The organism is Streptosporangium sp. NPDC006007 (assembly GCF_040614315.1).
GTDB lineage: Bacteria > Actinomycetota > Actinomycetes > Streptosporangiales > Streptosporangiaceae > Streptosporangium.
This window is the reverse complement of record NZ_JBEXUG010000015.1, coordinates 1-17,928: the sequence shown is the minus strand read 5'-3', so window position 1 is coordinate 17,928 and position 17,928 is coordinate 1. Positions and strand designations below refer to the sequence as shown.

17 protein-coding genes and 2 tRNA genes are annotated in these 17,928 nt (G+C 71.5%); 7 read left to right on the top strand and 12 right to left on the bottom strand.

The window, feature by feature from the left end:
- Positions 1-84: 84 nt before the first annotated feature.
- The 3 genes from metE (at position 85) to ABZ194_RS14385 (ending at position 4,777) form a co-directional block, all read left to right on the top strand.
- A complete protein-coding gene (gene metE / locus ABZ194_RS14395) occupies positions 85-2,364 on the top strand; it encodes a 5-methyltetrahydropteroyltriglutamate--homocysteine S-methyltransferase (protein WP_355596089.1) in 2,280 nt (759 codons plus the stop codon).
- 405 nt (positions 2,365-2,769) lie between these two features.
- Positions 2,770-4,155 (top strand): selenium-binding protein SBP56-related protein, encoded by a 1,386-nt coding sequence (locus tag ABZ194_RS14390; protein ID WP_355596086.1) that lies wholly within the window; start codon positions 2,770-2,772, stop codon positions 4,153-4,155.
- A gap of 22 nt (positions 4,156-4,177) precedes the next feature.
- Complete coding sequence (locus ABZ194_RS14385) at positions 4,178-4,777, top strand: hypothetical protein (RefSeq protein ID WP_355596084.1); 600 nt, start codon at positions 4,178-4,180, stop codon at positions 4,775-4,777.
- 37 nt (positions 4,778-4,814) lie between these two features.
- On the opposite strand, the gene ABZ194_RS14380 is transcribed toward ABZ194_RS14385, so the two are convergent.
- Together ABZ194_RS14380 and ABZ194_RS14375 are read right to left on the bottom strand one after the other, a co-directional pair.
- Positions 4,815-5,741: a diacylglycerol kinase family protein gene (locus ABZ194_RS14380; protein ID WP_355596082.1), complete on the bottom strand. Its 927-nt coding sequence runs from the start codon at positions 5,739-5,741 to the stop codon at positions 4,815-4,817.
- 159 nt (positions 5,742-5,900) lie between these two features.
- A complete protein-coding gene (locus ABZ194_RS14375; RefSeq protein ID WP_355596080.1) occupies positions 5,901-6,707 on the bottom strand; it encodes a TetR/AcrR family transcriptional regulator C-terminal domain-containing protein in 807 nt (268 codons plus the stop codon).
- Between the two features lie 47 nt (positions 6,708-6,754).
- On the opposite strand from ABZ194_RS14375, the gene ABZ194_RS14370 reads away from it, so the two are divergent.
- Positions 6,755-8,383: an ATP-binding cassette domain-containing protein gene (locus ABZ194_RS14370; RefSeq protein ID WP_355596078.1), complete on the top strand. Its 1,629-nt coding sequence runs from the start codon at positions 6,755-6,757 to the stop codon at positions 8,381-8,383.
- Positions 8,384-8,520: 137 nt separating this feature from the next.
- Here ABZ194_RS14370 and ABZ194_RS14365 read toward each other — a convergent pair.
- From ABZ194_RS14365 to ABZ194_RS14340, 6 genes are all read right to left on the bottom strand, one after another.
- A tRNA-Ala gene (locus tag ABZ194_RS14365) sits at positions 8,521-8,593 on the bottom strand.
- A 102-nt stretch (positions 8,594-8,695) separates the two neighbouring features.
- Positions 8,696-9,538, bottom strand: a complete 843-nt coding sequence (locus ABZ194_RS14360; RefSeq protein WP_355596076.1) for a metal-dependent hydrolase — start codon at positions 9,536-9,538, stop codon at positions 8,696-8,698.
- A gap of 103 nt (positions 9,539-9,641) precedes the next feature.
- Positions 9,642-10,874 (bottom strand): MFS transporter, encoded by a 1,233-nt coding sequence (locus ABZ194_RS14355; RefSeq protein WP_355596074.1) that lies wholly within the window; start codon positions 10,872-10,874, stop codon positions 9,642-9,644.
- A gap of 180 nt (positions 10,875-11,054) precedes the next feature.
- Positions 11,055-11,744 (bottom strand): SRPBCC family protein, encoded by a 690-nt coding sequence (locus ABZ194_RS14350; protein WP_355596072.1) that lies wholly within the window; start codon positions 11,742-11,744, stop codon positions 11,055-11,057.
- Between the two features lie 56 nt (positions 11,745-11,800).
- Positions 11,801-12,196, bottom strand: a complete 396-nt coding sequence (locus ABZ194_RS14345) for a hypothetical protein (protein WP_355596070.1) — start codon at positions 12,194-12,196, stop codon at positions 11,801-11,803.
- The gene (locus ABZ194_RS14340) at positions 12,193-12,555 is read right to left on the bottom strand and encodes a hypothetical protein (protein ID WP_355596068.1); all 363 of its coding nucleotides are present in this window, start codon (positions 12,553-12,555) and stop codon (positions 12,193-12,195) included. Before ABZ194_RS14340 ends, ABZ194_RS14345 begins: the two co-directional genes overlap by 4 nt.
- Positions 12,556-12,641: 86 nt before the next feature.
- Here ABZ194_RS14340 and ABZ194_RS14335 point away from each other — a divergent pair, with 86 nt between their 5' ends.
- Positions 12,642-13,151, top strand: coding sequence for a DUF523 domain-containing protein (locus tag ABZ194_RS14335; protein ID WP_355596066.1), 510 nt, complete (start codon positions 12,642-12,644; stop codon positions 13,149-13,151).
- Here the strand turns inward: ABZ194_RS14335 and ABZ194_RS14330 are convergent.
- Positions 13,136-13,525, bottom strand: a complete 390-nt coding sequence (locus tag ABZ194_RS14330) for a hypothetical protein (RefSeq protein ID WP_355596064.1) — start codon at positions 13,523-13,525, stop codon at positions 13,136-13,138. The two genes, ABZ194_RS14335 and ABZ194_RS14330, sit on opposite strands and share 16 nt — an antisense overlap.
- A 71-nt stretch (positions 13,526-13,596) precedes the next feature.
- Between ABZ194_RS14330 and ABZ194_RS14325 the strand changes: the two genes are divergently transcribed.
- Together ABZ194_RS14325 and ABZ194_RS14320 are read left to right on the top strand one after the other, a co-directional pair.
- Positions 13,597-14,274, top strand: coding sequence for a response regulator transcription factor (locus ABZ194_RS14325; protein WP_355596062.1), 678 nt, complete (start codon positions 13,597-13,599; stop codon positions 14,272-14,274).
- Positions 14,271-15,626 carry a HAMP domain-containing sensor histidine kinase gene (locus ABZ194_RS14320; RefSeq protein ID WP_355596060.1) on the top strand — a complete coding sequence of 452 codons (1,356 nt, stop codon included), beginning with the start codon at positions 14,271-14,273 and terminating at the stop codon, positions 15,624-15,626. Before ABZ194_RS14325 ends, ABZ194_RS14320 begins: the two co-directional genes overlap by 4 nt.
- A 104-nt stretch (positions 15,627-15,730) precedes the next feature.
- Here the strand turns inward: ABZ194_RS14320 and ABZ194_RS14315 are convergent.
- From ABZ194_RS14315 to rsfS, 3 genes are all read right to left on the bottom strand, one after another.
- Positions 15,731-15,803: transfer RNA gene (locus tag ABZ194_RS14315), tRNA-Ala, on the bottom strand.
- Between the two features lie 125 nt (positions 15,804-15,928).
- Positions 15,929-16,561, bottom strand: coding sequence for a histidine phosphatase family protein (locus ABZ194_RS14310; protein ID WP_355596058.1), 633 nt, complete (start codon positions 16,559-16,561; stop codon positions 15,929-15,931).
- On the bottom strand, positions 16,558-16,965 hold the full coding sequence (rsfS, locus tag ABZ194_RS14305; protein ID WP_355596056.1) for a ribosome silencing factor: 408 nt from the start codon (positions 16,963-16,965) through the stop codon (positions 16,558-16,560). Before rsfS ends, ABZ194_RS14310 begins: the two co-directional genes overlap by 4 nt.
- Between the last annotated feature and the right edge of the window lie 963 nt (positions 16,966-17,928).

The following is a 17,928-nucleotide window of genomic DNA, read 5'->3' as shown; positions in this document are numbered from 1 at the left end:
CCATGGCCCCGCGGGAGGGCCGAGGGGATCGCCTTTCCCTCGGCATGCCCGCGCACGGCCGGGTTCCACGAGGGAAAAGGACCCATGAGAGACCAGCGCACCACCGTTCTCGGCTACCCCAGGATCGGCCCCGACCGGGAGTTGAAGAAGGCCGTCGAGGCCTACTGGGCCGGCACGATCGACGCCTCCCGGCTCCGTGCCGTCGGCCGCGACCTGCGCGAGCGCACCTGGACGGATCTCCGCGACGCGGGGCTGACCGACATCCCGTCCAACACCTTCTCCTTCTACGATCACGTCCTCGACACCACCGTCATGCTCGGCGCGGTCCCCGTCCGCTTCGCCGGGCTCGACGGCCTCGACCGCTACTTCGCGATGGCGCGCGGCACCCAGGGCATCGCGCCCCTGGAGATGACCAAGTGGTTCGACACGAACTACCACTACCTGGCGCCCGAGCTCGGCCCCGACACCCGGTTCCGGCTCGACTGGAAGAAGCCGCTGACCGAGTACGGCGAGGCCAGGGAGCTGGGCATCGAGACCAGGCCGGTGCTGGTCGGCCCGCTCAGCTACCTGCTGCTGGCCAAGTCAACCGCCGAGACCACGGCCGAGACCATGGCCGGGCCCGCCACCGGATCCCCCGCGGAGACCGGCGAGAGCGGCGGGGAGGCCGGCTTCTCACCGCTGCTGCTCCTGGACGACCTGCTGGACGTCTACGCCGAACTGCTGGAGCGGCTGGCCTCCGCCGGAGTCGCCGAGGTGCAGCTCGACGAGCCCGCGCTGGCCGGAGACAGGTCCGTTGAGGAGTTGAAGGCCCTCGCCCGCGCCTACGACCACCTCGGCGGGCTCAGCCACCGTCCCCGCCTGCTGGTGGCCACCTACTTCGGCGAGATCGGCGAGGCGCTGCCGGTGCTCGCGGCGTCCCGGGTCGAGGCCATCGGGCTGGACTTCGTGGCCGGTCCCGGCAACCTCGCCGGGGCCGCGGGGCTGGCGGGCAAGACCGTGGTGGCCGGGGTGGTGGACGGCCGCAACGTGTGGCGGACCAGGCTGCCCGCCGCGCTGTCCACCTGCGCCGCGCTGCTCGGACTGGCCGGGGAGGTGGTGGTCTCCACCTCGTGCTCGCTGATGCACGTCCCGCTCGACCTGGATCGGGAGGAGGGGCTGCCCGAGGGGCTGGCGTTCGCCCGGCAGAAGGTGGCGGAGGTCGTGGCGATCGGCCGCGCGCTGCGGGAGGGGCCGGAGGCGGTCGTGCCCGCCGCGGCGGCGCGCCCCCCGGTGAACGCGCGGGTGCGGGCACGGCTGGAGACCCTGGGAGAGGGGACGGCACGGGCCGGCCACACCGCACGGGCCGCGCTCCAGCGGGCGGCGCTGGGACTGCCGCTGCTGCCCACGACCACCATAGGCTCGTTCCCGCAGACGGACGCGGTACGGCGGGCCCGCGCCGACCTGCGGGCGGGCCGGATCGACCAGGCCGGATATGAGGCGGCGATGCGCGCCGAGATCGACTCGGTGATCGCTCTGCAGGAGGACATCGGGCTGGACGTGCTGGTCCACGGCGAACCCGAGCGCAACGACATGGTGCAGTACTTCGCCGAGCAGCTCGACGGTTACGCCGCCACGCAGCACGGCTGGGTCCAGTCGTACGGCACGCGGTGCGTGCGGCCGCCGATCCTGTTCGGGGACGTGGCCAGGCCCGAGCCGATGACGGTGCGCTGGGCGGTCTACGCCCAGTCGCGGACCGACAGGCCGGTCAAGGGCATGCTGACCGGGCCGGTGACCATGCTGGCCTGGTCGTTCGTCCGGGAGGACCAGCCGCTGGCCGACACCGCGCGGCAGGTGGCGCTGGCGCTCCGGGACGAGATCCGCGACCTGGAGGCGGCGGGAATCCGGATCATCCAGGTCGACGAGCCCGCGCTGCGGGAGCTGCTGCCGCTCCGCGCCGCCGACCAGGCCGGATACCTGGCCTGGGCGGTCGGCGCGTTCCGGCTCGCCACCTCCGGGGTGTCCGACTCCACGCAGATCCACACCCACATGTGCTACTCGGAGTTCGGGGAGATCATCGGTGCCATCGGTGACCTGGACGCGGACGTGACCAGCGTCGAGGCGGCCAGGTCCCGGATGGAGCTCCTGGACGATCTGGGCGCCGCCGGATACGCGCGCGGGATCGGCCCGGGGGTCTACGACATCCACTCTCCGCGCGTACCGGAGACCGGCGAGATCGAGCAGGCGCTCCGGCTGGCGATCCGGGCGGTGGAACCGGAGCGGCTCTGGGTCAATCCCGACTGCGGGCTGAAGACCCGCGGCTACGCCGAGACCGAGGCGAGCCTGCGCAACATGGTGGCCGCGGCCAGGAAGGTCCGCGCGTCATAACCGGCCGCGCACCATAACCGATCACACGTCGTAACCGGTCACACGCCGGGCGCGCCCGGGACACCGAGTCCCCCGCGCCCGGCCCCGGCCCCGGTGCTGCCCCCGGCACTGACCCGGGCGCCGATGACGGCGTGACACGCCGTACGGGACCGGTGCACATCCCCGGCGCGGCGCGGTCACCGGCGTGGCCGTCCTCCGCGGCGGTGACGACGGCTTCGAGTCCGGCCCGCATCGTATGCTGGACGGTATCGAGACCCGCGTCTCGTCCGCCCGGGATCGCCCGGTGCCTCCGGCGGAGGACTCCGGCCGTTCCCCCGCTGATTCGGTTACCTAAAATCACGTCTGGACAGCGGAGAGTTTTCCTCCAGAATAAGTGGGGTATTGATCTCGGCCTAGGAGTCCACCATGGCACTCATCCAGCCCGATCCCACCTTCTATCCGTCCGCGCGGGAGGCCATGCTCGCCCCGCGCGAGGAGCTTGCCTATGTCGCCCTGCTCGACGCCGCCGGGCAGGGGCGTCCCGACGGACTCGCCACGATCGACCTGTCCGACGGGTCGATCGTCGACATTCACGACATGCCCGTCGCGGGCGACGAACTTCACCACTTCGGGTGGAACGTCTGCAGCGCCGCCCTGTGCCCCTACGCTCCGCATCCGCATGTGGAGCGGCGCTATCTGATCCTGCCCGGCCTGCGCTCCAGCAGGATCTACGTGTTCGACGTCAAGGACGACCCCCGGCATCCCCGGCTCGTCAAGACGATCGAGCCGGAGACGCTTTTCCGGAAAACCGGCTACAGCCGCCCGCACACCGTGCACTGCGGCACCGACGCGATCTACATCAGCGCGCTCGGCAACGTGGACGGCGACGCGCCGGGCGGGGTGTTCACCCTCGACCACGACACCTTGGAGCCGAAGGGCCGCTGGGAGGTGGATCGGGGCTCGCAGCGAATGCACTACGACTTCTGGTGGCATCTCGGCCACGACACGATGATCAGCAGCGAGTGGGGCACCCCCAACCAGATCGAGGCGGGCCCCTCACTGGACCTGCTGGCCGGCCGGGAGTACGGCCACCGGCTGCACGTCTGGGACCTGCCCAAGCGCAGGCACCTGCAGGAGATCGACCTGGGCGACCAGCACCAGATGGCCCTGGAGTTGCGCCCCGCCCACGACCCGACCAAGACCTACGGGTTCGTCAACACGGTCATCAACGTCGAGGACCTGTCGGCGAACATCTTCACCTGGTATCAGGAGAAGGGGGTCTGGAAGGCTCGCAAGATCATCACCATTCCCGCAGAACCGGCCCCGGTCGATCTGCTGCCGGAGCCGCTCAAACAGTTCGGAGCGGTGCCGCCGCTGGTCACCGACATCTCGCTGACCCTCGACGACCGCGTCCTGCTGATCTCCTGCTGGGGCACGGGTGAGCTCAAGAGCTATGACGTCTCCGACCCGTTCGCCCCTCGCGAGGCGGGCTCGGTGCGGATCGGCGGCATCGCCCGGCGCGACCCGCATCCGGCCGCTCCCGACCGGGCGCTGAACGGCGGTCCGCAGATGGTGGAGACCAGCAGGGACGGGCGCCGGGTCTACTTCACCAACTCGCTCTACCGATCCTGGGACGACGTCTTCTACCCCGACGGCATCTCCAGCTGGATGGCCAAGGTCGACATCGGCGGAGACGGCTCGCTCTCCCTCGATCCGGCCTTCTCCGTCGACTTCGCCACCGACGGGCGCCGCGCCCACCAGATCCGCCTCCAGGGAGGAGACTCCTCCTCCGACTCCTTCTGCTTCCCTTGACGGTTCCGGCGGGAAGTGCCCGATGGATCTGACGTCCGTACTGATCCTGGCCGGACTCGGCGCCTTCCACGGCCTGAACCCGGCCATGGGCTGGCTTTTCGCGGTCGCCCTCGGCCTGCAGGAACGCTCCCGTGCCGCGGTGCTGCGCGCGCTGCCTCCCATCGTGCTCGGGCACGCCGGTTCAGTGCTGATCACGCTCGGTCTGGTCTCCGCGGCCCGCGTGGCCACCCCGCCCAAGCTCGTCTCCTACGGCGTGGCGATCCTGGTGTGCGGGTTCGGGGTATGGCGGATCGTCCGGCGACGCCATCCCCGCTGGGTGGGCATGAAGGTGACCTGGTGGCAGCTGGCCGGTTGGTCGTTCCTGATGGCCACCGCGCACGGCGCCGGTCTGATGGTGCTGCCGATCACCCTGCGCGGCGGGCACGGCGCGGCCGTACTGGCCTCGCAGAGCCTGCTGGCGACCGCGATCCACACCCTGGCCATGCTCTCGACGATCACGATCCTGGCCATGGTCGTCTACGAGCGGCTGGGCGTCGCGGTGCTCCGCAAGGCGTGGTTCAACCTCGACCTCGCCTGGGCGGTCGCCCTCATCGGCGCCGGAGCCTTCGCCGCCCTCAGCTGAACCGCCCACCGGACACGTGACCCGGCCCGGTGGGCGGTCACTCGGCCGGTTCTTCGCCGGGCTCGGCCGACGCGGGGACGCGGACGGTGATGCCGCCGGGCACGACCTTCGCCTTGAGCCTGGTGACGCTCTCCTTGGCGCCGCCGTCCAGCTCGTAGGTCATCGGGGCGCCCAGCCTGACGTGGACCTTGCGCGCCCGGGTCATCCTGACGAACGGGGACTCCTCCGACCGCCCCGAGCTCATCCGGCCGAGCATCCGTGCCCACTGGATGGGCCCCTTCGCCGTGGTCACCCCGATCTCCAGCCACCCGTCGTCGGGACGCGCGTCGTCGAACGCCTCGATGCCGCCGGTGATGGTGCCGACGTTGCCCAGCAGCAGGCAGCTCGCCTCCCCCTCGAACCAGGTCACCCCGTCGAGCTTGACCTCCATCCGCACCAGCTCCCCGCGGACGTGCCGCAGGCCGGTCCAGACGTAGGCGATCCGGCCGAGCCTGTCCTTCAGCCCCCGGTCGGCATCCTTGATCATCTCGGCGTCGAAACCGACCCCGGCCATGACGGCGAAGTGTTCACCGTTGACCTTGCCCAGGTCCAGCTTCCTGCTCTCCCCGTGGAAGGCGATCCGCACGGCCTCGGGAAGATCCTCCGGGATGCCGAGGTTGCCCGCGAAAAGGTTGGCCGTACCGGCCGGGATGATGCCCACGGTCACGCCGGAGCCGACGAGCGCGTCCACGCAGCGCTGCACCATGCCGTCCCCGCCCCAGACCAGGACCAGTTCGGCCCCCTCCTTGAGCGCCTTGCGCGCCTGCTTCGGGGCCTTCTTGCTCTTGGGGACCTCGTACCAGAGCAGCCTGTCCACCTCTTGGTCCGCGAGGAGCCTGCGCAGCTCGTCCAGCCCGCCGCCGAGTGACTTCCTCCGGTGGGCGATCACCGCCACCGTGCCGACCGCCTGCCTGTGACGCAGCATGGGGAACCCTTCCGTTGGCGCCGTCTTGGGTGCTCGCCCACGGCTGCCCCGCGGCACCGGCCGCAAACGCCGGACCGCCCCGTACCCCGGAGCCGTCAGGCGCCGCTCCGCCCCGAGAAGGACCGGCTCTCCTGCGTCCGGCCCTGGCGGGCTGAGTGGCTACCGCCGGTCTCGGATCGAGTCCCGGCCAGGGGCGTCCTCAGTGGCGATACCTGTCTCAATACCGTCGAGAAGCCAGGTGAGGCCGAGGGCGAAGCCGGTTTCCCAGTCGTCGTCCGCGACAGCGGGACCGTGGGCCGCGAGGGTGGGGTAGCGCTCCCGGGTGGCGTGCAGATGCTCCCGGGCGGCCTGCCGTACCGCCTGCTCCGCGCTGGTCAGCCAGGTGGTCTGCATCAGCGCGGAACCGATGACGTAGTTGGACAGCCCGTACGCCGCGGCGGTGAGGCGGGACTCGGTGACCCCGGCGTCCAGGAGGGTGGCGTACAGGAACTCGCTGCGGGCCAGCACGTTGGGGCCCAGCATCGGACGGCCCAGCAGCGCCGCCGACCATGAATGTCTCAGGAGGACGGCGCGCCATCCGTTGATCAACGTGGTGATGTCGGTACGCCACCCCTGACCGCTCTCTCGCGGGATCTCGACCTCTGCGAAGATCGTGTCGAGGGCGAGGTCAAGGACGTCGTCCTTGGTCTTCACGTGCCAGTACAACGTGGTGGAGCCGGTACCGAGCCTTTCGGCGAGCCGCCGCATGGTCAGCCGGTCGGCGCCCTCCTCGTCCAAGAGTGCCACCGCCTCCTCGACGATTCGGTCCCGGCTGAGCGGCGGCGCGTCACGCCCAGCCCGCGCGGATGGCCGCAGCCACACGCCTCCCGCCGCTCCTGGGCGTCCTGCTCCCGATCCTGCCTTGCTCGTGTCCACGGGGATGAGTCTAGTATGGTGATCGAGCACCGGATCATTGATCCAGTGCATAGAACATCGATCCGGAGACTGGATCCGAGCAGAGTCGAGGAGCGGCGGTGGCGGGGCATGTCGAGGTGGACCGGCTGACCTACGTGCTGCCGGACGGGCGGCTACTCCTTCACGAGGTGTCGTTCCGCGTCGGCGACGGGGTCAAAGCCGCCCTGGTGGGGCCAAACGGCGCGGGCAAGACCACCCTGCTGCGGCTGATCGCCGGAGATTCACAGCCGGACGACGGTCGCGTGGCCTCCTCCGGAGGGCTGGGAGTGATGCGGCAGTTCATCGGCAGCGTTCGTGACGGCCGGACTCTGCACGATCTGCTGCTGTCGGTGGCGCCGGACCGGATCCGCGCCGCCGCCGCGACCCTGGCGCGGGCGGAGACGGCGATGAACGCTCACGACGACGAGACGACGCAGCTGGCCTACGCGCAGGCGATCGCCGACTACGCCGACGCCGGCGGTTACGACATGGAGGTCGTCTGGGACACCTGCACCACCGCCGCCCTGGACCTGCCCTGCGACACGGTCCGCGACCGTCCGGTGACCACCCTGTCGGGAGGCGAGCAGAAACGACTTGTCCTGGAGGCCCTGCTACGCGGCCCGGACGAGGTCCTGCTGCTGGACGAGCCCGACAACTACCTGGACGTGCCCGGCAAGCAGTGGCTGGAGACCCGGCTACAGGCCACGACCAAGACCGTGCTGCTGGTCTCTCACGACCGGCGGCTGCTGGCAGGCGCCGCCGACCGCATCGTGACGGTGGAGTCGCGTGGCGTCTGGGTCCACGGCGGAGGCTTCGCCACTTACGCCCAGGGCCGCCAGGACCGCGTCGCCCGGCTGGAGGAACGCCGCCGTCGATGGAACGAGGAACACGCCAGGCTCAAGCGGCTGGTGCGCACCCTGCGGCAGACCGCCGCCGGCAACGACGCGGTGGCGTCGGCCTACCGGGCCGCACGCACCAGGCTGAGCCGCTTCGAGGAGGCCGGCCCACCCGAACGCCCGCCCAAGGAGCAGAACGTGCGGATCCGGCTGCGCGGCGGCCGCACCGGCAAGCGCGCCGTCGTCTGCGAGAACCTGGAGCTCACCGGTCTGATGCGGCCGTTCGACACCGAGATCTGGTACGGCGAGCGCATCGGGGTGCTCGGTTCGAACGGCTCGGGCAAGTCCCACTTCCTTCAACTGCTGGAGCAGGCCGCGGACGGCGCGGTACCCGCGGTGCCGCACAGCGGCTCGGTGCGGCTGGGTGCGCGGGTCGTGCCCGGTCGCTTCGTGCAGACCCACGCCCGGCCGGACCTGCACGGCCGCACTCCGGCAGACCTGATCACGACCGGTCACGCGCTCACTCTGAACGAGGCGATGGCCGCTCTGGCCCGCTACGAGCTCGCCCCCGCCGCGAACCAGCGGTTCGAGACCCTGTCCGGCGGCCAGCAGGCCCGGCTGCAGATCCTGCTGCTGGAGCTGTCCGGCGCGACCCTGCTGCTGCTCGACGAGCCCACCGACAACCTGGACCTGGCCGGCGCCGAGGCCCTGCAACAGGGCCTGGCCGCCTTCTCGGGCACCGTGCTGGCCGTCACCCACGACCGCTGGTTCACCACCGACCTCGACCGCTTTCTGATCTTCGGTGCCGACGGGACCGTCTACGAGAGCGCCGAGGCGGTCTGGCACGAGGGCCGGGTCGAGCGCGCGCGCTGAAGCCGCAGGCCGCTTCTTCAGGGCCGCCTCCCACACGGGGAGAGTGCCGTCGACGGAAAACGACGAGATCCCGCCGATCGAGGCGATCGGCGGGATCTCGTCAACTTCCCTCAGGCCGTCTTGAGAACGGCCCCGAGTGGAGCTATGGGGATTCGAACCCCAGACCTCCTCCATGCCATGGAGGCGCGCTACCAGCTGCGCCATAGCCCCTTGCGACGCAGATGAAATCTTAGCCGACTCCGGACACCCCGCGCGCCATCACCGTGGAGACGGGGGGCGGCGGCGGGCGGGGCCGGCGGTGGCCGGAGCCCGCTATCCGACGACGGTGTGCATGATCAGCTCGGTGCCGTCGGCGGACAGCTCCAGGGTCGCGGCGACCGAGCCGAGTTGGCCGGTGCGCGACAGGTGCGTGCCGCCGCACGGGATGGCGACCTCACCGCCCGGCAGGCCGCAGTGCCAGGTACGGCGGGCGGTCAGCTCGGGGCCGGGACTGTCGATCCGGACCGGGGCGTCGGCCGCGATCCACTCCTTGAGCCGGCCGTCGACCCCCCGAGTGATCTCCGGCAGGTCCTCGGCCAGCCCCTCGACGGTGAACCCCCTGCGGCGCAGGGACTTGCCCAGGCGGTAGACGTCCCGGCTGCCGTCGGGCAGGATCCGCGAGGAGGTGATGGCCGTCTGGTCGAAGTCGGGGTGGCCCAGCCCGTCGACGGGGACCTCCTTGCGCCACCGGCCGGCCAGTGCCGCGTTGAGCGCGAGCGCGGTGAGGTGGCAGGCGGTGTGCCCGGCCGACAGCGCGCGGCGCCGCCGTTCGTCCACCACCAGCTCGACCTCCCCCGCCGGCACCGGCTCGTCGGTGACGTGGACGACCAGCCAGCTCCAGCCGGGGGTGCCCCGGCGCACCGGGATGTCCTCGCCGAGGCGCACGGTCGGCCCGCCGTCCGCCACGGCCCCGGTCACGCAGTCGACCACGGCGATCCCGCCGATCGTGCCCAGGTCCGCGGGCTGGTCCGGCCAGGTGTGGTCGAGCGGGTGGAACGGGGTCTCGGCCACGATCGTCCCGTACCGGTCCCCCACCGGCACGGTCCCCACGACCGCCGAACGTCCCCGCATCTCACCCGCCGGATAGCCGACCAATGTCGATCCACCGATTCGCATCCCCTCATCATGCCAGTACCGGCCTGCGCCGCCCCCGAGGAGGCGCAGGCCGGTACCGGTGCGGGGGCCTCAGATGAGTGCCGGGCGGGTGTCGGGCGGAATGTCAGGCGGTGAGGATCCGCTCGTCCTCCAGATAGCGGGAGCGCCCGGCGTACCAGCCGGTCGCCAGCTGCACCGCGACCACGGCGAACAGCAGCAGGAACGGCAGCGTCCAGCCGCCGGTCGTCTCGTGCATCACGCCGACGACCAGGGGTCCGGCACCCGCGATGAGATATCCGGTGCTCTGCCCGAAGGCGGACAGCGCCGCGGTGGCCTCCGGGGTGCGGGTGCGCAGGGCGAGCATGGTCAGCGCGAGCGGGAAGGAGCCCATCGCGACGCCGACCAGGGCGGCGAACAGCCATGCCGGGCCCGCGGGGGCGAGCCAGAGCCCGAGGAAGCCGACCGTGTAGAAGAGCACGAACGTCACCACCACGGGCCGCTGGTCGGAGAACTTCGACGAGAGCCAGGGCACGATCATCGAGACCGGGATGCCGATCGCGGTGAAGACGCCCAGCACCAGTCCGGCCTGCCCCGCGGTGTAACCGCCGTCGATGAGGATCTTGGGCAGGAAGCCGAACATGATGTAGGCGACCATGCTCTGCGTGCCGAAGTAGGCGGCGACCGCCCAGGCGAGCCTGCTCCGGACCAGGACCCGGGGCCCGAGGCCGTTGACGCCCATGTCCCGCTCCGGCTCGCTGCGCGACAGCGCGAGCCACGGAATGGCGGCGACGGCGGCCAGCGCCGCCCACACCCCGAGTGCGACGTGCCAGTTTCCCTCGGTGGCCCGCTGGATCGGCACGGTCGCGGCGGCGGCGAGCATTGTGCCGACCGCGAGGGCCGTGGTGTAGACGGTGGTCATGGTCCCGGCCCGGCCCGGGAAGTGACGCTTGATCAGGGTGGGGATGAGCACGTTGCCCACCGCGCCGCCGGACAGCGCCAGGGCGCTGCTGAACAGGAACACCTCGGCCGAGCCGACCATCGCGCGGATGAGCAGGCCGGTGCCGAGGGTGAGCAGGGCGAGCAGCAGCAGCCGGTGCTCGCCCACCTTCCTGGCCAGAGCGGGCGTCACCGCGCCGACCGACGCGAAGATGAGCACGGGCAGTGTGGTGAGCAGCCCGACCCCGACCCCGGACATGCCGAGGCCGGAGGAGATCTGGTCGAGGACCGGCCCCACGCTGGTGACGGCGGTGCGCAGGTTCATTGCGGCGAGGATGATTCCCAGCACGAGCAACCAGGCCAGAGATCCGGTCGTTCCACCGGCGCGGCCCCGTGTCGTTCCCTGGGTTAGCACGCTCATGCGGGGGTCAGTCCTCCTCAGTTGATTCGCCCAATCATAGGATGATTGGCAGACCCAACTGTAACAGAACCAAAACGTCGCTTTGTTCCTTACCTAGAAGGCCTGGCAACGCGGAAACCGGGCCACGCCCCTCCCGCAGGGCGTGACCCGGATCTTTCCGCCTCTACCCGGTCGCGAGCGTCAGACGCGCGGCCCAGGGAACGTCGGCGGCTCCTCGCCGGGCCGCCGGCCGGCCGGCGGCAGCGGACCGCTGCCGGGAGGGGCCAGCGGGGACTCCGGCGGATAGTCCTGACCCGCGGTGCGCGGGGGAGCCGGCTCACCGTAGCCGTAGCCCGCGCCACCGAGGGACCGGTCATCCGGAATAACGTCCTCCACGCCACCCGCGCCCGGCCCGGCAACGCCCGCCCCCCTGTCCTGGGGGGCCGGCACCTCCCCGCGCCAGCCGCCGGTCTCGCCGCCCCGCGCCTCGATGAAGGTCTTGAAACGCTCCAGGTCGCCACGGATCCGCAGGCGGACGATCTGCAACCAGTCACCGACGGTCTCCACGAAACCCTCCGGGTCGTACTCCATCTGGAGAGTGACCCGGGCGGAGTCCGAGGTGAGGCGGTGGAAGGTCACCACACCGGCCTGGTGCGGCCGGTTCACGGACTTCCAGGCCACCCGCTCGTCGGGGTGCTGCTCGGTGATCTCGGCTTCGAACTCACGGTGAACCCCCGCGATCTCGACCACCCACGCCGTACGGGTGTCGCTCAGCTGCTTGACCGACTCGACGCCTTCCATGAACTCGGGAAAGCTCTCGAACTGGGTCCACTGGTTGTACGCGGTCCGAATCGGAACGTTCACCTCGACGGACTGTTCGATCGTGCTCACAACTCTGCCTCCCTTTTGTGGGTTCGAGAGGCAGACCTGCCCGAGAGCGGCGGGCCCTAACTGCCGCCGCGCTGTTTTCGCGACAGAAGCCAGTACAGGCCGAGAATCGGCAGGACGAGCGGGATGAACACGTAGCCGCTGCCGTAACCCGACCAGACGGTGGCTCTGGGGAACGCCTCGGGATCCAGCATGCTCAGCGTGCCGACGACGAGGACACCAGCCAGCTCGATGCCGCAGGCGGCCAGCGCCGGCCGCCGGCTCCCTCGGGCCAGCGCCACGGTCAGCACGATGTAGACCGCCGAGGCGAACGCCGACAGCAGGTAGGCCAGCGGGGCCTGGTCGAAGCGCGTCGCGATCTGCACGGCCGCGCGCGCCCCCGCGGCCAGCGCGAACACCCCGTAGACCGCGACCAGCGCGCGGCCGGGCCCGGTACCGATCGCCGGTTCGCTCACGCCGTCCCCTGCCAGAGCTGCAGCAGCCGCCCGATCATCACGCAGACCGCGAACCCCGCCACCACGATCACCGCGGGTCCCCAGCGCGAGCGCTCGCCGAGCCCCCAGAACGCCGCGGCCGGCGGAATCACCGCGGTGCCCGCGAGATAGCCGATGACGGTGGCCGTCTCGCCGGGCCCCTCGCCCCGGATCACCCCGGCGATCGCGAACCCCGCCTGGACCAGCAGTCCGACCTCCAGCACCCCGAGCAGGGCGAGCAGGACGGTCCCCATGGGCCGGTCGCGCACGGTGGTCACGATGCCGGACACCACGACCACCAGCGACAGCACGATCAGGCCGGTCGCGAGCGGGCCGATCATCGCGACATCACAGCGGCGGGAACCATGACCAGTAGGGTACTGCCCGGCCCCCTCCCCCCCGTCCCCGCGGCGCATACCCTGGACGGATGGAGAGAATCCTGGTCAGCGCCTGCCTGATGGGGCGGAAGGTCCGTTACGACGGAGCCGCCAAGACCAGCGGCGACGCGTTGCTGGCCGCCTGGCGGCGGGAGGGACGACTGGTGCCGCACTGCCCCGAGGTCGAGGGCGGACTGCCCGTGCCACGCCCGGCCGCCGAGATCGAGGGGGGCGCCGGGGGCGCGGCGGTGCTCGCGGGGGCCGCCCGGGTGCTCACGGCCGAGGGAGCCGACGTCACCGGGGCATTCCTCGCCGGGGCCCGATCGGCGCTCGCCGCCGCCCGGTCCGCGGGCATCAGGGTGGCGGTCCTGAAGGAGGGCAGCCCCTCCTGCGGCGTCCTGACCGTCTACGACGGCACCTTCCAAGGTCACCGCGTACCCGGTGGCGGCGTCACCACCGCCCTGCTCGAACTGCACGGCGTCTCGGTGTTCACCGAGCACCAGATCCCCGCGGCCGCCGTACGGCTGCGCGAGCTCACCCGGGCTCACGGGGATCCCTGAGCCGACCGGGGAACGACGGTGCCGAACGGCTGGGGGTCCGGAGTGGTGAAGACCTTCGGCCGTGCCGGTTCCCCGGCGCTCCACGACGGGGAGCCGATGACCCGCGGCCGGCGCCCGTCGCGGGCGGGCGCGGGCGAGACGGTGGAGGCCCTGGGGGTGCGCCCGCGGGGCGCAGGTGAGACACTGGGCCGCGCGGGGACGACGCTGGGACCGCTCGGCACTTCCGAGGGGTGCGGCGTGGCCGTCGCCCGGGTGAGCGCGACGCCAAGGGGCTCGATCCTCGCGTCGTCGAAGACCTGACTCCGGAGCACGTCACGGACACCGAACCAGGTGATCGAGCTCGCCAGAACCGTGGCTCCACACCACACTGCCATTAACCCAAGCGTTTGCCGCATGGGGTGAATTATTACCTCATGTGCCCCTTTGTTCACTACGGTTATGTCACATGGCGACGGTTCTCGTGGTGGAAGACGACGAGTACGTGCGCTCCGCGATCATCCAGGAACTGAGCAGGCGCCGACACGCCGTGCGCAGCGCGGGGCGGGCCCTCGACGCGTTACGGGAGATCACCCAGAATCCCCCCGACGCGGTGATCCTCGATCTCGGCCTGCCCGACCTGGACGGGTCCGAGGCGCTGAAGATGGTCCGCAGCGTCTCCAGCGTCCCCGTCATCGTGGCCACGGCCAGGGACGACGAGGCGGAGATCGTCCGCCTGCTGGAGGCGGGCGCGGACGACTACCTGGTCAAGCCCTTCTCCGGCGACCACCTGAACGCCAGGCTGGACGCCGTACTGCGCCGCGCCCGGACCACGGCCCGGCCCTCGACGCTGCGCGTCGGCGCGCTCGCGGTGGACCTCAACCGGCGCGAGGCCGTCCTGAACGGCACACCGCTCACCCTGACCAGGCGGGAGTTCGACCTGCTGGCCTATCTCGCCGCCCGCGCCGACCGGGTCGTCTCCCGCAGGGAGCTGCTCACCGAGGTGTGGCAGCAGTCCTACGGTGACGACCAGACCATCGACGTCCATCTGTCGTGGCTGCGGCGCAAGCTCGGCGAGAGCGCGTCCGCCCCCCGCTACCTGCACACCGTGCGCGGCGTCGGCGTCATGCTGATCACACCGTCGTGAGACGGACACTGGCGCTGCTCGCCCTCGCCGGCGCCTCGATGATCGCCCTGGCCTTTCTGATCCCGCTCGGGCTCATCGTCCGGGAGATCGCGCACGGCCGGGCGCTGTCCGAGGCCGAACGGCAGGCGTCGGCGCTGGTCCCCGTGCTGGCCATCACCGTGAATCCGGCCAGGCTGACCCAGGCGGTGGCCAGCACCGGCGCGCGGGACCGGATCGCGATCCACCTGCCGGGCGGCGGCTCGGTGGGCACACTCCGGGCACCGGCGGCGACCGTGTCCGCCGCCTCCCGGCTGACCCGGGCGGTGACCACCGAGACCGGCGGCGGCTACCTGCTGTTGCGCCCGGTCGCCCTGGAGGGCGGCCGGACCGCGACCATCGAGATCCTGGTGCCCTCCGGCGACCTCACCCGGGACGTCGCCACATCGTGGGCGGTGCTGGCCGGAGTCGCGGTGGTGCTGGTCGCCGGCTCGGTGCTGGTCGCCGACCGGCTGGGGGTGCGGGTGGTGCGCTCGGCCCGCCACCTGGGCCGGGCGGCCGTCTCCCTGGGCGCCGGTGACTTCAGCGTCCGGGTCGAACCCGAGGGGCCGCCGGAGCTGGCCGCTGCCGGGGACGCGTTCAACGCCATGGCCGACCGGATGGTCAAACTGCTCGCCGCCGAGCGGGAGATGGCCGCCGACCTGTCACACCGGCTGCGCACACCGCTCACCGCGCTCCGGCTCAGCCTGGACCACCTGGGGCCGGGGGCCGAGCAGAGCCGCCGGGCCCTGAGCCGCCTGGAGTCGGAGGTGGACCAGATCATCGCGGCGGCCCGGCAGCCGTCCCGCGCGCCGGAGGCGGTCCACTGCGACGCCGCCCACCTGCTGCGCGAGCGGCTGACCTTCTGGTCGGCCCTGGCCGACGACCAGCGGCGCCGGTGGGAGCTGATCGGCGCGTCGGAACCGGCCGGAGTCCCGGTCACGGCCACCGAACTGGGAGCCGTGGTGGACGCGCTGCTCGGCAACGTCTTCCGGCACACCCCCGAGGGCACGGCGTTCGCGGTGACCCTGCACCGGGGCTCCGGCACGGTCGGCGTACTGATCGCCGACGCGGGGCCCGGCATCGCCGACCCCGAGGCGGCGCTGCGGCGCGGGGCCAGCGGGTCGGGGTCCACCGGGCTCGGCCTGGACATCGCCCGCCGGCTCGCCGAGACCTCCGGAGGCACACTGCGGATCGGCGTCTCCGCCCTCGGCGGCGCCGGGGTGCAACTGTGGTTGCGGACCGACCGGCGCGACCGCACCCCGCGCGCGGCCCGGCGCCTGACCGGCGCCCGCTGGTTCCGCCGGAGACGGCCGGGCCACGACGGACAGCGGTGATCCAAAAAAACCCGGAGAGCGACGGAGGGCGGCCGGACCGGAGATGTCACCGGATCCGGCCGCCCTCCGGCGACCTGTTCCACACGGTGGGAGCGGAACGACGGTGGAGCTATGGGGATTCGAACCCCAGACCTCCTCCATGCCATGGAGGCGCGCTACCAGCTGCGCCATAGCCCCTGGTCACCGCTTCGAGTCCTCTCGTCGCGGCGCTTCGGAAGCATATAAGGACAGCCGCGCGATCACCTAATCGACGGCCGTACGGCTCACACCCCATCATTCCGGGCGCAAGCCGTGTCCCGCGGTCACGGCTGGGTGGCCTCGGGACTGTCGTCGCTCTGGATCGGCTCGGGCAGTGTCCCGGCGTTGTGCTCAAGCAGGCGCCACCCCCTGCGCCCCTCCTCCAGCACCGACCACGAGCAGTTTCCCAGGCCGCCGAGGGCCGACCAGAGCTCCTCGGGCAGGCCCAGGAGCCTGGCGACGCCGAGCCGGATCGCCGCCCCGTGTGAGGCGACCACCAGCAGGCCGTCGGGGTCGAGTTCGGCGGCCCACCGCCGGATCGACGACGACACCCTTTCGGCGACGTCAAAGACGTGCTCGCCGCCTGGGGCGTCCCAGGCGGCGTACTCCAGGGGCCAGCCCGCGGAGATCTCCTGGCGGGTGAGGCCCTCCCACTCGCCGCCGCCGCGCTCACGCAGGTCCTTGTCCACCGCCACGTCGAGACCGGCGAGGCGGCCCAGGGCCGAGGCGGTGTCGAAGGCCCTCCGGAGATCAGAGGAGACGATCATGCTGGGGCGGAGGGAGGCGAGCAGCGAGGCGGCGCGGGCCGCCTGCGCGATGCCGGTCTCGTCCAGCGAGATGTCGCTGTGGCCCTGGAAGCGGTGCTCGGCGTTCCACAGTGTCTGACCATGTCTCAGGCAGACGACACGACGACTCACTCAGTTACCGCCTGGCGGGCGCGCTGGGAGGTGACCTGTGTGACGCTGTCGGGCAGGGCGATGGAGGGGCAGTCCTTCCACAGGCGCTCCAGGGCGTAGAAGGTGCGGTCCTCCTCGTGCTGCACGTGCACGACGATGTCGATGTAGTCCAGCAGGACCCAACGGCCCTCACGCTCGCCCTCCCGGCGGACGGGCTTGGCGTGGGCCTCGATCCGCAGCCTCTCCTCGATCTCGTCGACGATGGCGCGGACCTGACGGTCGTTGGTGGCGGAGCAGAGCACGAAGGCGTCGGTGATGACGAGCTGGTCGCTCACGTCATAGGCGAGGATGTCATCGGCCAGCTTGTCCGCCGCGGCCTCGGCTGCGAGTCTGACGAGCTGAACGGATCTGTCGGTTGCGGTCACGGTGTGAGTCAGTCCTCCGGTAATCGGCGCTGTCACCTACCAGGGTGCCCGATCGGATGCCCGTTGAAGAGCATCGCGGGTACGCCATAGGTACAACACCTATCGTGTGCCACCCGATTCCGAGCCGCAAACGGATCGGCGGTCCGGTGAGGGGCGCACGTGGCGGTAGAGGCCGCGCTTGTTGATGTAGCGCGCATGGTAGCGCCTCAACCAGGACGTATGCGTTCCATAGCTGGTCAGGGCGCACTTCCATCTTTCATCGTCTTTCGTTGATCCCGGCGGTTTTTCATGGTCATGTGCCCTCGGTGTGCCCGGCTACCGTGCCCTCGGCGGTGTGCGGTCCCGCACGGTTTGCCCCTGCACTGATCTTCCCGTCTGCCGTCGACCCACCCCGGAGGGGCAGCGGGCCGGGGACGGAGGAGCAAGCCCGGCCTCGCGTGTACCTCAGCCGGTCGCCGTTCCAGGGTCATTGGACGCCATCGGTCACGGCCGGGCTTGATCCGGAGGAGTCGGTCTGCTGGGCTTGCCTGGGTCGATGGCGGGCGGGACGATCAGGGCCTCCCACCTCAGCCCCTTGCGGCCCGCACCGGACCCCTGGACGATCATCCCGGAGCCGGAGTGCCCCCGCCGGAGGCGTAAAAGAACCCCCGCCCCGTGCGGTCCCGCGCACCCCCCGCTCTCCCCGCCCCTGTTTCCCGTCTTCTTCCCTGGAGTGCGCGTCGCCCATGGTCTCCAGGCCGTGCCCGGTCTCGGGGGCATCTGCCCGGAGCCTGCATGCCCCCTTCTCTCACCCTCGGGGAGGAGGCTTTCATCGGCATTGAGCGGTTGCCGCTTCGTTGCCGCCGCGCCGCTTGTCGGCGCGGTGCGCGCCCGCTGGCCGGCGGGACCGGCCCGAAGAGGCCCCCCCCCCCCCCGGCCGGGGGCCCGGCCGGGCCCCGGAAAGGGCGTGAAAGCCGCGCGCGG

Excerpts from the sequence above, each read along its gene's own strand:
- metE (WP_355596089.1), top strand. The coding sequence starts at position 85 with ATGAGAGACCAGCGCACCACCGTTCTCGGCTACCCCAGGATCGGCCCC.
- ABZ194_RS14390 (WP_355596086.1), top strand. The coding sequence starts at position 2,770 with ATGGCACTCATCCAGCCCGATCCCACCTTCTATCCGTCCGCGCGGGAG.
- ABZ194_RS14385 (WP_355596084.1), top strand. The coding sequence starts at position 4,178 with ATGGATCTGACGTCCGTACTGATCCTGGCCGGACTCGGCGCCTTCCAC.
- ABZ194_RS14380 (WP_355596082.1), bottom strand. The coding sequence starts at position 5,741 with ATGCTGCGTCACAGGCAGGCGGTCGGCACGGTGGCGGTGATCGCCCAC.
- ABZ194_RS14375 (WP_355596080.1), bottom strand. The coding sequence starts at position 6,707 with ATGCACTGGATCAATGATCCGGTGCTCGATCACCATACTAGACTCATC.
- ABZ194_RS14360 (WP_355596076.1), bottom strand. The coding sequence starts at position 9,538 with ATGCGAATCGGTGGATCGACATTGGTCGGCTATCCGGCGGGTGAGATG.
- ABZ194_RS14355 (WP_355596074.1), bottom strand. The coding sequence starts at position 10,874 with ATGAGCGTGCTAACCCAGGGAACGACACGGGGCCGCGCCGGTGGAACG.
- ABZ194_RS14340 (WP_355596068.1), bottom strand. The coding sequence starts at position 12,555 with ATGATCGGCCCGCTCGCGACCGGCCTGATCGTGCTGTCGCTGGTGGTC.
- ABZ194_RS14335 (WP_355596066.1), top strand. The coding sequence starts at position 12,642 with ATGGAGAGAATCCTGGTCAGCGCCTGCCTGATGGGGCGGAAGGTCCGT.
- ABZ194_RS14330 (WP_355596064.1), bottom strand. The coding sequence starts at position 13,525 with ATGGCAGTGTGGTGTGGAGCCACGGTTCTGGCGAGCTCGATCACCTGG.
- ABZ194_RS14325 (WP_355596062.1), top strand. The coding sequence starts at position 13,597 with ATGGCGACGGTTCTCGTGGTGGAAGACGACGAGTACGTGCGCTCCGCG.